Consider the following 13,333-nt stretch of genomic DNA (forward strand, 5'->3'; position numbering starts at 1 on the left):
GGGGCGGGGGTTCGTGGGCGGGTGCGGGTGCGTGGGGCTTCTCGCGCAGTTCCCCGCGCCCCTGAAAGGCAGGGGCTGCGCCCCTTGCCTTTCGGGCCGGAGAGCCGGGCGTCCGACCCCCCAGCCCCCGCACCCGAACCCGAACCCGGCCGCCCCAACGCCCCGCCGCGGCCTTCCATCGCCCCTTACGCGGCCCGGACGGTCTCCAGTAGGCGTTCCGCTGTGCGCCTCGCCTCTGTTTCCGTCCAGGCCCATTCCGTTGTCGGGGGGCGGTGGGTCGTCCAGGTGTCCCAGTAGCTGCGGGCCTTGCCGTAGCGGTCGGCGACCAGGACGTGGGGCAGGCCCAGGAGAAGGGCGAGGACGTGGCCGTGGAGGCGGTCGGTGACGGCGACCCGGCCGGCGGTCAACAGGCGGCAGCCGCGCGCCAGTTGGAGGAGGGCGAGGCCGTCGTAGGCGGCGAGGAGGGCGGGGGCGGCGCCGGACGGGTCGCCCGAGCCGGCTCGGCACAGCGCACGGGCCCGGCTCCGCCACAGCGCTTCCTTGGCCCGCCGCCAGTCGGTGTCGTCGCCCTCCCGGGTCCAGTCGAAGACGTACGGGCCGCCGCGCCCCTCGCGGGCCGCGCCCCGCCCGGCCGGTGGGCCCTTCGCCGATTCCTTGTCCTCCCTGGCCAGCCAGACCACGTCGTGCGCGACCGTGCCACCGGTGAGCGCGTCCCTCGGTACGGCGAAGGCCAGGTCGGGGGCGAGCAGCGAGGGGGCCTCGAAGACGGTGCGGCAGCGGTGCAGGCTGTGCCGGTCGCGCAGGAGCAGCGTGAGGTCGGGGTGGGCGTCGAAGACGCGGCGGGCCCGGGTGAGGTTGGCGTGGTCCGTGAAGTACACGGACTGGGGCAGTTGGACGATCCGGCGGTCCGGGAAGTCACGCAGCACCTGTTCCCGCAGGAGTTGGCTGTCCTCCCACAGGTCACCGAGGGTGCCGCCCCCCGTCAGCATGATCGGGCCCTCCGGGAGACAGGCCGCCAACCGCCCGGCGTCGTACGACATCAGGTCGCAGGCGTAGCGCACCTCGGCGCCGAGCGCGCCGAGCAGGGCGCGCTGGCCGAGCCAGATCGCGCTGTCACCGACGTTGGAGCTGAGCGGGGCCCCGATGAGCGCGCAGCGGGTGCCGGCCGGGACCAGCCGGTCCAGGACGGTCAGGACGTACGAGACGTGATGGGCGCAGTGGGGGACGTAGGGCGGGGGCGGGGTGTGCGGGGCGGGGGGCCGCGGCGGTTCGCACGGCCGGGCTGTCGGCCGGGGCGTCGGCGGGGCCGTCGGTTTGCGCGAGGGCCGCTTCGACGCTGCCCTGGCCGGCTTCTTCGGTGTCTCGTTCGCTCCGCACACCAAAAGGCGCTACCCGGACATTTCCCCACCCATTCCGAGATGACGGAAACCGGCCGCACAACGACCGGAACACCGACAGAACGGGCAGTTCCGAAGCAACTACCCGCCGGACGTGTCGAGTTCGGCCTCCTCGCCCACGCCCGCGCAGTCGTACGGGTCCTTGAGCCAGCCGTCCGGCAGGACGACGCGGTTGTTGCCGGAGGTGCGGCCGCGCGGGCCGTCGGCGCCGGTGGGCCAGGGCTGGTCGAGGTCCAACTCGTCGAGCCCGGTGCGCAGTTCGGCGAGGGAGGAGGTGATGGCGAGCCGCTTGCGCATCTCGGAGCCGACCGCGAAGCCCTTGAGGTACCAGGCGACGTGCTTGCGGAAGTCGACGACGCCCTTGGACTCGTCGCCGATCCACTCGCCGAGGAGCGTGGCGTGCCGGACCATGATGTCGGCGACCTCGCGGAGAACGGGCCGCGCGATGTCCTCGGTGCGCCCCTCGAAGGCCGCCACCAGGTCGGCGAACAGCCACGGGCGGCCGAGGCAGCCGCGCCCCACGACCACCCCGTCGCAGCCGGTCTCGCGCACCATCCGCAGCGCGTCCTCCGCCGACCAGATGTCACCGTTGCCGAGGACGGGGATCTCGGGGACGTGCTCCTTGAGGCGGGCGATGGCGTCCCAGTCGGCCGTGCCGCCGTAGTGCTGGGCGGCGGTGCGGCCGTGCAGGGCGATCGCGGTGACGCCCTCCTCGACAGCGATCCGGCCGGCGTCGAGGTAGGTGATGTGGTCGTCGTCGATGCCCTTGCGCATCTTCATGGTGACCGGGAGGTCGCCGGCGCCGCTGACCGCCTCGCGGAGGATCGCGCGCAGGAGGTTCCGCTTGTAGGGGAGGGCGGAGCCGCCGCCCTTCCTCGTCACCTTCGGGACCGGGCAGCCGAAGTTGAGGTCGATGTGGTCGGCGAGGCCCTCCTCCGCGATCATGCGGACGGCCTTGCCGACGGTGGCCGGGTCCACGCCGTACAGCTGGATCGAGCGCGGCTTCTCGGTCGCGTCGAAGTGGATCAGCTGCATGGTCTTCTCGTTGCGCTCGACCAGCGCCCGGGTGGTGATCATCTCGCTGACGAACAGCCCCTTGCCGCCGCTGAACTCCCTGCACAGGGTGCGGAAGGGCGCGTTCGTGATCCCGGCCATCGGGGCCAGGACGACGGGCGGGGTGACGGTGTGCGGGCCGATCCGGAGGGGGGCCGGGGCGAGGGACACGGGCGTGGACATTCCTCCATTGTCACGCACCCGGACCCATGCCCGCGATTCATTAGTTAGGCGCACTATAGAGTCGGGCGTACGATGGGGCGCATGCCCGAGCTCAGCCGCCGCCACCGTCTGCTGGTGCTCGCGATCTGCTGCACCAGCCTCCTGATCGTGAGCCTGGACAACACCGTCCTGAACGTCGCCCTGCCCTCGATGCAGCGCGACCTCGACGCGAGCCTCGCCGGTCTGCAGTGGACCATCGACGCCTACACCCTGGTCCTGGCCTCACTGCTGATGCTTGCAGGCTCCACCGCGGACCGGATCGGCCGCAAGCGGGTCTTCATGGCGGGCCTGGTCGTCTTCGCGATCGGCTCCCTGCTGTGCTCCCTCGCCCCGAACCTCGAATCGCTGGTGGCCTTCCGGATGGTGCAGGCGGTCGGCGGCTCGATGCTCAACCCGGTCGCGATGTCGATCATCACCAACACGTTCACGGATCCGCGCGAGCGGGCCCGAGCGATCGGGATCTGGGGTGCGGTGGTGGGCATCTCGATGGCCGCCGGGCCGATCATCGGCGGGCTCCTCGTGGAGTCGGTCGGCTGGCGCGCGATCTTCTGGATCAACCTGCCGGTCGGGCTGGCCGCGCTGCTGCTGACCTGGCGGCACGTCCCCGAGTCCCGCGCGCCGAAGGCCCGCCGCCCCGACCCCGTCGGGCAGCTCCTCGTCATCGTGCTGCTCGGCTCCCTCACGTACGCGATCATCGAGGCGCCGACCGCGCCGGTCGCCGAGACCCTCGCCCTCGCCGGTGTCGCGCTCGCCGCGCTCCTCGGCCTCCTGCGCTACGAGCCGCGCCGCGCGGAACCCCTCATCGACCTGCGCTTCTTCCGTTCGGCGCCGTTCAGCGGGGCGACGGTCACGGCGGTCAGCGCGTTCGCCGCGCTCGGCGGCTTCCTGTTCCTGTCGACGCTGTACCTGCAGAACGTCCGCGGCCTCGACGCCCTGCACGCCGGGCTGTGGATGCTTCCGATGGCACTGCTGTGCTTCGTCTGCGCGCCGATCGCCGGGCGGCTGGTCGGCGGCCGGGGACCGCGTCTCCCGCTCCTGATCGCCGGGGTCGCGATGACCGCGAGCGGGGTGCTCTTCGCGGCGTTCGAGGCCGAGACCGACAACGTCACGCTCGTCATCGGCTACGTCCTCTTCGGCCTCGGCTTCGGCTTCGTCAACGCGCCGATCACCAACACGGCCGTCTCCGGCATGCCGCGCGCCCAGGCCGGGGTGGCCGCCGCGGTCGCCTCCACCAGCCGCCAGATCGGCCAGACGCTGGGGGTCGCGGTGATAGGCGCGGTCCTGGCGGCGGGCATCGGCTCGTCCTCGTACGCCGACTCCTTCGTCGCGGCGGCCCGCCCCGCCTGGTGGATCGTCGCGGCCTGCGGCTTCGCCGTCCTGATCCTGGGCGCGCTCACCACGGGCACGTGGGCCCGGGAGACCGCCGCGCGTACGGCGAAGCGCCTGGAGTCACCGGAGGTACGGGACACGGAGTCGCTCCGCTCGTAGGGCGGGTTCGCTCCGCTCGTAGGGCGGGTTCGCTCCGTTCGAGGCGAGTGCGGGTGCGTCGTGGTTGCTCGCGCAGTTCCCCGCGCCCCTAAAAGCATGGGGCGCGCCCAGTGCTTTTAGGGGCGCGGGGAACTGCGCGAGAAGCCCCACCGGGCCGCACCTTTCCCTGTTCCTGAGACGGCACATGAGGTAACGCCTGGGACAACTCCTCGGACCATCCCCCCTGTTGATGTTGGTCTTGCCGCACACTCCTCACAGACCGCACGCACCACACGGACTTCACGGTCGCGGAGCCGTGAGGGTGTCGGCTGGAGACGTCATGGAGCAGATCAACACGAGCAGGGTGAGCCGCTGGGACCAGCACGGCCGGCAGCACACCGTGCACGTCCAGCGCTCGGGCGTGCAGCGCACCGTCAGCTGCGACACCTGCGGCTGGCGCAAGGGCGCGCAGTTCCTCCCGTGGCTGAAGGCGGAGGAGCACCTCGCCGAGGCCCACCAGGCGACGGTGGACCCCACGGACTCGTGACCGCCGCGGGCTCCCCACGCCCCTGTCGTCAGGCCGGTCGGTCGAGTTCCTCGGCGACGCGGTCCATCACCCGCCGCCAGTGCGCCCGTTGACGTTCCCGCTCCTCGGGCCCCGCCATGCGCTCCTGGTGGAAGACGAGTACGGACCTGCCGCCGCCGGCCGCCGAGACGGCGACCTGGACGGTCGTGTCGCCGTAGGTGACGCGGATACGGTCACCGGGGCGATAGCCGCGCACCTCGCCCGAGGCGCCCGCGTCGGTCTCGTATCCGGCACCGGGCTCGGGGGTGAGCCGCGCCCCGGCCCCGAGCCACAGCTCCAGCCCGCGCGGCCCGCTGATGAACTCCCATACGGCGGCAGGTGATTGGGGCAGCGTGCGGGAGACACCGACCTGCCATCCGGCGTCCTTGGTGAGTCCGGTGGATCGAGCGGACATGGGGATCACCCTTTCTCTAGGACTTCTGCCGTACGCGGTGGGCGCGGACCTTGTGGCGGTTGCCGCAGTGCTCCATCGAGCACCAGCGGCGGCGGCCCGGACGTGAGGTGTCGACGTAGAGGAGGTAACAGCGGTCGCCGGCGCACATCCGGATCCGCTGCGCGTACGGCCCGGTGAGGAGGTCGATGGCGTCGCGGGCGACGGTGGACAGGAGCTGCGCGCCGGCCGCCGTACCGTCGGCCCAGCCCCGGGTGCCGTCCGCGCCGATCGCCGGGGCCAGCGGGGGGCGGGCCGCGGCCTCGTTGACGAGGTCGAGGTCGGCCGTGTCCGCCGCGGCGATGCCCAGCTCGGGGAGCCCGGCGCCGCCGACGACACGCGAGACGGCCGTACGGGTGAGCGCGTCGCGCAGCCGCCGGGCGTACGCCACGTCGTCCGCCGTGACACGGAGGGCGGGGGGCGTGGGGGTGAGCCGGGACTGTTCGACCCATGCGACCAGGTCGGCGGGGGTGTGCAGCACCTCGTAGCGGGTCAGGGCGCCGGGGCCGCCGGTGACGAGCAGCTCCAGACACAGGGCGCCCGGATCGAACCGGTAGACCTTCCCGGAGTGGGACCGGAGCCGGATGCCACTCGCATCCGATACTTCCGACACTTGCGATGCACCCGACACTCCCGACACCCCCTGCGCAGCCGATGCCCTGGACGTCGAACCCATGTAACCAATATAACCGGTTACATGGCTACGACCACCGCACTGAACTGGAAACTGGTCATCGACACACGGGACGCCCAGCCATTGGCCGACTTCTGGGCCGCGGCGCTCGGCTACGAGGTGGAGGACCCGAGCACCCTGATCACCCACCTCCTCGCCACGGGCGACCTCCCCGAGGCCGCCGTGGCCGAGCACAACGGCCACCGCGTCTTCCGCGGCTACGCCGCCATCCGCCACCCGGAGGACCCGTACGACCCCTTCACCGGCATCGGCAAGGGCCGCCGTCTGCTCTTCCAGGACGTCCCCGAACCGAAGACGGTCAAGAATCGCCTGCACATCGACGTCCACGCGGGCCCCGACGGCCTGGAGGCCCTGGCCGGCCGCCTGGAGACGCTGGGAGCCACCCGCGTCGAGGAGTTCGACCGGGGCCCGGCGGGCCACTGGTGGCTGATGCGCGACCCGGAGGGCAACGAGTTCTGCGTGGCGTAGCCCGCGTCGGCGCGGGGCGGCTGCGGCTGCGGCTGCGGTCTCAGCGGGTGCGGTCTCAGCGGGTGCGCAGGCCCCGCACCACCAGCTCCACGACCGCCTCGAACTGGGCCTCGATGTCCGGCTGCCCCCAGGCGGGGGCGTAGGAGGGGTCGTGGAAGCGGGCCGTGGCGTGGAAGACGGCCCGGGCGGTGCCGGCCGGGTCGGTGGAGGCGAACTCCCCGGAGTCCACTCCGGAGCGGACGATCCGGGTCAACTGGTCGGTCAGCTCGGCGATATGGGCGCCGACCACCTCGCCGTTCTCCTCCGTGAGGACCTGGTACGTGGCGAACAGCTCCGGGTCGTCGCCCGCCTTGCGGCGCTTGGCCTCGAAGAGCGCGGCCAGCCAGGAGCGCAGCCGGTCCTCCGGATCGCGCTCCTCGGCGGCGAGGGCGGTCAGGGTGGCCGTCGTACGGTCCAGCCAGCGCTTCGTCACCGCCTCGCGCAGCACCGCCTTCGACCGGAAGTGGCGGTAGACGCTGCCGTGGCTGACGCCGAGCGCGCGGGCCACGTCGACCACGGTGGCCTTGGCGGGCCCGTGGCGGCGCAGGACCTCCTCGGTCGCTTCGAGGATGCGCTCGGCGGTCAGGGTCTCGGAGGTCGGTGACATGGGGGGAACCGTACCCGGCGGCGGGATCAGCGCTCGCTGTCGAGGTGTGCCATCTGGGCGGCCGGGTAGCGTTCGCCGGCCGCCGCGTCGGCCGGTACGGCGGCCTCGATCGCCGCGAGGTCGGCCGCGTCCAGGGTCACCTCCAGCGCGCCCAGCGCCTCCGCGAGGCGGTCCCGGCGGCGGGCCCCGACGAGCGGGACGATGTCCTCCCCGCGCGAGAGCACCCAGGCGATCGCGATCTGGGCCACCGACGCCCCCTTCTGCTCGGCGATCTTCCGCAGGGCGTCGACCAGGTCCAGGTTGTGCTGGAGGTTCTCCCCCTGGAAGCGGGGCGAGAAGGCCCGGAAGTCCCCCGGCGCCAGCTGCCGGTCGCGGGTGAAGTGGCCGGAGATCAGCCCACGGGACAGGACGCCGTACGCCGTGACCGCGATGCCCAGTTCGCGCGCGGTCGGCAGGATCTCCCGCTCGATGCCGCGCGAGATGAGGGAGTACTCGATCTGGAGGTCCGTGATCGGGGCCGTCGCGGTGGCGCGGCGGATCGTCTCCGCGCCCACCTCGCTCAGGCCGATGTGGCGGACGTACCCCTTCTCGACCAGGTCCGCGATCGCGCCGATCGTCTCCTCGATCGGCACGTCGGGGTCGACCCGCGCGATCCGGTAGACGTCGATGTGGTCGGCGCCGAGGCGCTGGAGGGAGTAGGCGGCGAAGTTCCGCACGGCCGCCGGGCGACCGTCGTATCCGGACCAGCCGCCGTCCGCGTCGCGCAGCGCGCCGAACTTGACGCTGGTCAGGGCCTGCTCCCGGTGGGCCGCGGGCGCGGTGCGCAGGGCTTCGCCGATCAGCAGTTCGTTGTGGCCCATGCCGTAGAAGTCGCCGGTGTCCAGCAGGGTGACCCCGGCTTCGAGGGCCGCGTGGATCGTCGCGATCGACTCGGCCCGGTCGGCGCCGCCGTACAGCGCGGACATGCCCATGCAGCCGAGGCCGAGGGCGGAGACCTGGGGGCCGGTGGATCCGAGGGTGCGGGTCTGCATCGTCGTCGTCATGCCTCCACGATGACATGACAGCTGACAGATTTCAATATCTGTCAGCTGTCACTTGTCAGCCCTGCCTCGGCCGCCGCTCACCCCCCGGAGGTCACGGCTCTGCCGCTGCCGTCAGCCCTGTCGCAGCGGTATCGCCAGGTCCACCACCTGGCGGCCCTTCGGGAAGGCCCCCGTCGGCCTCGCCTGCCCCGTCAGCAGGTCGACGGTGAACAGCCGTGCCCCCGTCACCGCGTACCCGGCGTTCCCTCCGCTCCTCGCCGAGCCATAGATGTCGAACCCGGTGTTCAGCGGGGCGTCGACGCCGAGCTTGCCCGTGGGGGCGAGGTTGCCCGCGTTGGCCGGGGACTGGACGGAGATCTGGTCCTGGGCGGTGTCGAGGTCGAAGAGGGTGGTCGCGGTGGCGGTGTCGAGGTCGTTGTTCGTGTACGCCGCTCCGGTCACCCCGCGGGCGGTGACGCCGGCCGTGGCGGGCGGGACCGGCGGGTTGGTGAGGACGCCGTCGACGGCCGTGGTGCCGGCGGCCGGGGCGCCCTGGGGGTCGTCGAGGTTGTGGCGGAGGTTCTGCCCGGTGTCGCTGATCACCCGCAGGCGGTTGGCGGCGGGGTTGAAGTCGACGCCGTACGCCGCGCCCTGGAGGGCGACGGTGAGCTGGGAGACCTTGGTGGCCTTGGCGCCCACCTCGCGGAGGGTGTAGACGCCGCCCTTGTCGCCGACCCCGTACAGCTTGTTGTTCTGGACGCGGTAGTCGATGCCGACGAGCCTGGTGTCGCCCTTGAGGCCGCGGACCCTGCCGAGCGGGACGGCGGCGCCGGGCTTGTCGACGCGGAAGACCACGAGCCGCTGGTCGGCGGTGAGACCGACGGCCTTCAGCCCGCCGGGCACCTTCGCGCCACCGCCGAGGACCCCACCCTTGGACTCGATTCCGGCCCCGGCGCCCGAGGAGCCGCTCGCCGAGACCCCCATGGACGCCGCCGATCCGCCCGACGCCCCGGATCCGCCCAGTGCCCCGGTTCCGACGGCACCGACCGTCCCGATCGCCACCGCCATGGTCAGTACGCCGATGACCGCTTGCTTGCGCATGAACGCCCCCGTGAAGATGCGCGGCCCGCCCTCTGCGGGCCGTGTGCCTCTCCTTCGGAACCGGCGGGGGGTCCGGATTGGTGGGTCGTAGGAGATTTTTTCCGGAACTACCGAAGTTCCCTCCACGCTCTGTTGGACACCATTCATCCGCTCTCGGAGGAACACCGAGAACTGACAGGCACCCACACACACGGGAGAGCCCTGCCGTCCGAAAGGAACCGGCAGGGCTCTCGCGATCGTACGAGCGTCAGACGCCCCGCTCCGACGAGGCCAGCCCGACGAACCCCGCCCACGCCGCTCGCGACACGGTGAGAACGGGTCCGGTGGCGGCCTTGGAGTCCCGGACATACACAACTGCCGTAGCGGCAGCGACCTCTACACACTGACCGCCCTCGGCACCGCTGTAGCTGCTCTTGAACCAGGCGAGGCCGGATACGACGGTCGAGGACTCGACGATGTTCATAGCGATCCCAGCAACCCTTCGATGAACTCCAGTGACTCTCGCGGAGTGAGAGCCTGCGATCGGATCATCCCATAACGGGCGGCAGCGAGAACCGCGCGTTCTGGGTCGGTCTGGAGAGCGCTGGTTCCCTGCGCCTCGGCGTAGACGAACCTCTTTCCGTCACTGCGCGAGACGATCGTGAACGGTCCGTCCACACCGGCGCTTTCGTCACTGTCGAGCGGCATGACCTGGAGCGCCACGTTCCTCTTCTGCCCGATCAGCAGGAGCTGCTCCAACTGCCCCCGCAGCACGCCCTTTCCGCCGTATCGGCGCCGCAGTACTGACTCGTCCATCACGAAACTCAACAGCGGTACGGGCCGCCGATCGAAGATCTCCTGCCGGGCGAGTCGTGCGATCACCCGCTGCTCGATGGTTTCCGAGTCGAGCGGCGGGCACCGCATGCCGAGCAGTGCCCTCATGTACTCCTCGGTCTGGAGGAGGCCGTTGACCACCAACGTGTCGTACACGACCAGCTCAACGGCCTCCTTCTCCAAGGCCGCCATCCCCTGAAAGAACACCGGATACTGCGCCCGCTCCACCTGCTCCTTCCACAGGCACAGCAGCCCGTCCGCCGCCAACACCTCGTCCGCCTTGTCGATCGTGCGGGGCGACGGAGTCCTCCGTCCCTGCTCGTACGACGCCACCGTGGCGGTGGAGTACCCGATCCGCCGCCCGAACTCCTCGCGATCCAGCCCGGCGCGTAACCGCAACGTCTTCATGGCCTGCCCGAACGCCGCCATCACGGCTCGCCCGGCGTCGCCGTTGCCGCTCTCGCCGCCACCCCCGGGGCTCACGATTCCTCCACCGTCCTCGCCCGGCGGAAAGCCCTCTTCCGGTCCCGCAGCCGTCGCCGTAGCCGTACGCTCAGTCATCGAACACCGCCTCCCTGGCCCAACGCCCCCGCAGGGAACGCCGATACGCCGCACGCCTCGTACCCGCACCCACCCCACGCGTACAACGGCCCGTGTCGGTGCGTCACCACCGGTCACGCTACGCCACCAGCGGGACCGTGTTCGGTACGACGACCAAGCCCGGCAGCCCCGTTGGCACCACCGCCACCACGCGCATCACCAGCCAAGCGACGCCGCACAACGCGCGCTCTACGCCGGCCAGAACCGCAGAACGTGTTCGTACCCGTACCGACGCCGTGCGTACAGCGGGAAGCGTCAGCGCGTCATCACTGGCCGCGCCACGCCACGGGCGGGACCGTGTTCGGCATGACGACCAAGCCCGACAGCCCCACCCCCGCCCCGCAGTTGAGGGCCGACTCCGGTCCCCGTGACCAGGCCTTCGAGATGTGCTTCACCTCCACGCCCCGGGGAGCCCGGCTCGCCCGTCGCCTGGCGGCCGTCCGGCTGGACGCCTGGGGGCTGCCCTACGGGACCGAGGCCCACGACGACATCGTGCTGATCGTCGCCGAGCTGACCGCGAACGCCGTCCGGCACGGGCATGTCCCCGGCCGTGACTTCCACCTCCGCCTGCACGTCGACGCACACTCCGAAACCGCCCGCATCGAGGTCACCGACACCCGCGCGGAACGCCCCCCCGCGCCGCCCCGCCGCCGTCCCGGACGGGCCGGGGGCCGAGGCGGCCGGACGCGGACTCCTCCTCGTGTCCCACCTGGCCACCCGCTGGGACTGGCACCCGCGCACCGAGGGACCGGGCAAGACGGTGTGGGCGGAGTACGCGCCCAGGGGCCTGAGCAACGAGAGGCAGGCCCCGGTCAGTCGCAGCTCCGACTCCGGCCAAGCAGCCGATCAGGAGTGCTTGTCGGGGTGGATGACATCGGCGAGTTCCCCTGCCCCGGCCAGCGCGGCGGGGAGCCCGGCGAGAGCACGGAGCCGGATCGCGTAGGCACGGCGCTGGGTGTCGGTGCCACGCTCGGCGATGGCCTGGGCGAGCTGACGGGCCTGGTCGGTGGCGCCATTGGCCGCAGCGGACACGGTGGCGAAGAACGCCCCGGTGATGCCGGTGAGCAGCGCCGGGTGGGCGGTCACGACGCGGCGCATGAGCAGGACATCTGCCTGGTCGACAGCGGCGAAGGCATGCTCGGTCGCAACGTCCGGGTCGGTGACGATCTCGTAGACCTGGTCGGAGGAGAGGCCTCCGGTGAGCTGGAGGATAGCGAGGTGCTGACGCGCCTCGGGTGCGTCTGCCCCGGCGAGCAGTGCCTGGGCTTCCGGTGCGCGCAGGATGCTGTCGTGCCCGTCGAGAAAATCTTTGGACTCCGCCCAGGTGGGAGTCGCGATCCACGCGTCGAGCGTCTGACGTACCTCGTTGTAGTGCCTTCCACGGTCCAGGATGACGTCAAGGCCTTCGGCGTCGATCTGGCCGAGGAAGCCTGTGAGTTCGTCGATGACCGGGCTTTCGGGGAAGAGAGCCGCAGCCAGTTCCAGGCCACGGCGGAAGTCCGGTTGCCGGAGCCGGTCGGCATGCGCGTGCAGGAATGCCTCGGTGGTGGGCCAGTCGATGGCGCTGGCCCATTGATCGAGAAGTTCCAGAACGTCGTCGGGGAGGGAGCCGACGGCCCAATCGGGAAGTCGCGGATCTTGGATGCCGAGACTCGTTGCGGCACCCCGTACCCGTTGCCTGGCCCGGCTCAGGGGCGATCGGTCGCCGACACCACAGGCTTGCGCCGCCTGGACGAGTTGTTCGACCGCGAGACTCACGTCAACGTGCGCGGCGAGGTACGCGGCGTAGTGGGAACGAAGTTCCGCTTGGGCAAGAGGGCTGAACTCCAGGTCCGTGATGGCGTTTTCCCAGGCGGAGGAGGCGACTTCGGCTTCGCTCTGCTGGTTGGAGAGGTTGTTCAGGGACATGGCGAGGTCGGGGAGGTGGACGGCGGGGTTGGCCTGGGTGAGGGTGCGGTAGTGGTCGACGGCTTCGGTGATGGAGGCGAGCGCTGCCTGCCAGTCCCCGTTCTCGCTCTGCCGGTTGGAGAGGTTGTTCAGGGAGCCGGCGAGGTCGGGGAGGTGGGCGGCCGGGTTGGCCTGGGTGAGGGTACGGCAGATTTCGACGGCTTCGGTGATGGAGACGAGCGCCGCCTGCCGGTCCCCGGTATCGCTCTGCCGGTTGGAGAGGTTGTTCAGGGAGCCGGCGAGGTCGGAGAGGTGGGCGGCCGGGTTGGCCTGGGCGAGGGTACGGCGGATTTCGACGGCTTCGGTGATGGAGACGAGCGCCGCCTGCCGGTCTCCGGTCTCGCTCTGCTGGTTGGAGAGGTTGTTCAGGGACATGGCGAGGTTGGGGAGCTGGGCGGCGGGGTTGTCTTGGGTGAGAGTGCGGAACAGGTCGACGGCTTCGGTGATGGAGGCGAGTGCTGCCTGCCGGTCCCCGTTCTCGCTCTGACAGCCGGAGAGGTTGTTCAGGGAGCCGGCGAGGTCGGAGAGGTGGGCGGCCGGGTTGGCCCGGGTGAGGGCGCGGTAGTGGTCGACGGCTTCGGTGATCGAGCCGAGCGCCGCCTGCCAGTCCCCGGTATCGCTCTGCTGGTTGGAGAGGTTGTTCAGGGAGCCGGCGAGGTCGGGGAGGTGGGCGGCGGGGTTGGCCTGGGCGAGGGTACGGCGGATTTCGACGGCTTCGGTGATGGAGACGAGCGCCGCCTGCCAGTCCCCAGTCCCGCTCTGCCGGTTGGAGAGGTTGTTCAGGGACATGGCGAGGTCGGGGAGGTGGGCGGCGGGGTTGGCCTGGGCGAGGGTACGGCGGATTTCGACGGCTTCGGTGATGGAGACGAGCGCCGCCTGCCAGTCCC

The 13,333-nt window shown here is 71.3% G+C and carries 12 protein-coding genes and 2 pseudogenes; 4 read left to right on the forward strand and 10 right to left on the reverse strand.

Going from position 1 to position 13,333, the window contains the following annotated elements:
* Positions 1 to 185: 185 nt before the first annotated feature.
* Together PUR53_RS47865 and dusB are read right to left on the reverse strand one after the other, a co-directional pair.
* Positions 186 to 1,379 (reverse strand): polysaccharide pyruvyl transferase family protein, encoded by a 1,194-nt coding sequence (locus tag PUR53_RS47865; RefSeq protein WP_329912609.1) that lies wholly within the window; start codon positions 1,377 to 1,379, stop codon positions 186 to 188.
* 99 nt (positions 1,380 to 1,478) lie between these two features.
* Complete coding sequence (gene dusB, locus PUR53_RS47870) at positions 1,479 to 2,633, reverse strand: tRNA dihydrouridine synthase DusB (protein WP_329899375.1); 1,155 nt, start codon at positions 2,631 to 2,633, stop codon at positions 1,479 to 1,481.
* 81 nt (positions 2,634 to 2,714) lie between these two features.
* Here dusB and PUR53_RS47875 point away from each other — a divergent pair, with 81 nt between their 5' ends.
* Positions 2,715 to 4,160 (forward strand): MFS transporter, encoded by a 1,446-nt coding sequence (locus PUR53_RS47875; protein WP_329912610.1) that lies wholly within the window; start codon positions 2,715 to 2,717, stop codon positions 4,158 to 4,160.
* Between the two features lie 319 nt (positions 4,161 to 4,479).
* Entirely contained in the window at positions 4,480 to 4,686 is a 207-nt protein-coding gene (locus PUR53_RS47880) for a hypothetical protein (RefSeq protein WP_329899377.1), read from the forward strand.
* Positions 4,687 to 4,714: 28 nt separating this feature from the next.
* Here the strand turns inward: PUR53_RS47880 and PUR53_RS47885 are convergent, their stop codons facing one another.
* Positions 4,715 to 5,119 carry an SRPBCC domain-containing protein gene (locus tag PUR53_RS47885; protein WP_329899378.1) on the reverse strand — a complete coding sequence of 135 codons (405 nt, stop codon included), beginning with the start codon at positions 5,117 to 5,119 and terminating at the stop codon, positions 4,715 to 4,717.
* Between the two features lie 16 nt (positions 5,120 to 5,135).
* Positions 5,136 to 5,831 (reverse strand): CGNR zinc finger domain-containing protein, encoded by a 696-nt coding sequence (locus PUR53_RS47890; protein ID WP_443080453.1) that lies wholly within the window; start codon positions 5,829 to 5,831, stop codon positions 5,136 to 5,138.
* A gap of 21 nt (positions 5,832 to 5,852) precedes the next feature.
* Here PUR53_RS47890 and PUR53_RS47895 point away from each other — a divergent pair, with 21 nt between their 5' ends.
* On the forward strand, positions 5,853 to 6,317 hold the full coding sequence (locus tag PUR53_RS47895) for a VOC family protein (protein WP_329899380.1): 465 nt from the start codon (positions 5,853 to 5,855) through the stop codon (positions 6,315 to 6,317).
* Between the two features lie 55 nt (positions 6,318 to 6,372).
* Here PUR53_RS47895 and PUR53_RS47900 read toward each other — a convergent pair whose 3' ends face one another.
* The 5 genes from PUR53_RS47900 to PUR53_RS47920 form a co-directional block, all read right to left on the reverse strand.
* A complete protein-coding gene (locus tag PUR53_RS47900) occupies positions 6,373 to 6,963 on the reverse strand; it encodes a TetR family transcriptional regulator (protein WP_329912612.1) in 591 nt (196 codons plus the stop codon).
* Between the two features lie 26 nt (positions 6,964 to 6,989).
* The gene (locus PUR53_RS47905; protein WP_329912631.1) at positions 6,990 to 7,994 is read right to left on the reverse strand and encodes an aldo/keto reductase; all 1,005 of its coding nucleotides are present in this window, start codon (positions 7,992 to 7,994) and stop codon (positions 6,990 to 6,992) included.
* 123 nt (positions 7,995 to 8,117) lie between these two features.
* Positions 8,118 to 9,086 carry a DUF4394 domain-containing protein gene (locus PUR53_RS47910; protein ID WP_329899382.1) on the reverse strand — a complete coding sequence of 323 codons (969 nt, stop codon included), beginning with the start codon at positions 9,084 to 9,086 and terminating at the stop codon, positions 8,118 to 8,120.
* A 247-nt stretch (positions 9,087 to 9,333) separates the two neighbouring features.
* Positions 9,334 to 9,549 (reverse strand): DUF397 domain-containing protein, encoded by a 216-nt coding sequence (locus PUR53_RS47915; protein WP_329912613.1) that lies wholly within the window; start codon positions 9,547 to 9,549, stop codon positions 9,334 to 9,336.
* Positions 9,546 to 10,328, reverse strand: a complete 783-nt coding sequence (locus PUR53_RS47920) for a helix-turn-helix domain-containing protein (RefSeq protein WP_329912632.1) — start codon at positions 10,326 to 10,328, stop codon at positions 9,546 to 9,548. Before PUR53_RS47920 ends, PUR53_RS47915 begins: the two co-directional genes overlap by 4 nt.
* A gap of 477 nt (positions 10,329 to 10,805) precedes the next feature.
* On the opposite strand from PUR53_RS47920, the pseudogene PUR53_RS47925 reads away from it, so the two are divergent.
* Positions 10,806 to 11,274, forward strand: a pseudogene (locus tag PUR53_RS47925) (ATP-binding protein); the annotation flags it as partial.
* Between the two features lie 71 nt (positions 11,275 to 11,345).
* Here PUR53_RS47925 and PUR53_RS47930 read toward each other — a convergent pair.
* Positions 11,346 to 13,333: pseudogene (locus PUR53_RS47930) on the reverse strand (hypothetical protein); the annotation flags it as partial.

Source organism: Streptomyces sp. SP18BB07 (assembly GCF_036322545.1).
GTDB classification, from domain to species: Bacteria; Actinomycetota; Actinomycetes; order Streptomycetales; family Streptomycetaceae; genus Streptomyces; species Streptomyces deccanensis.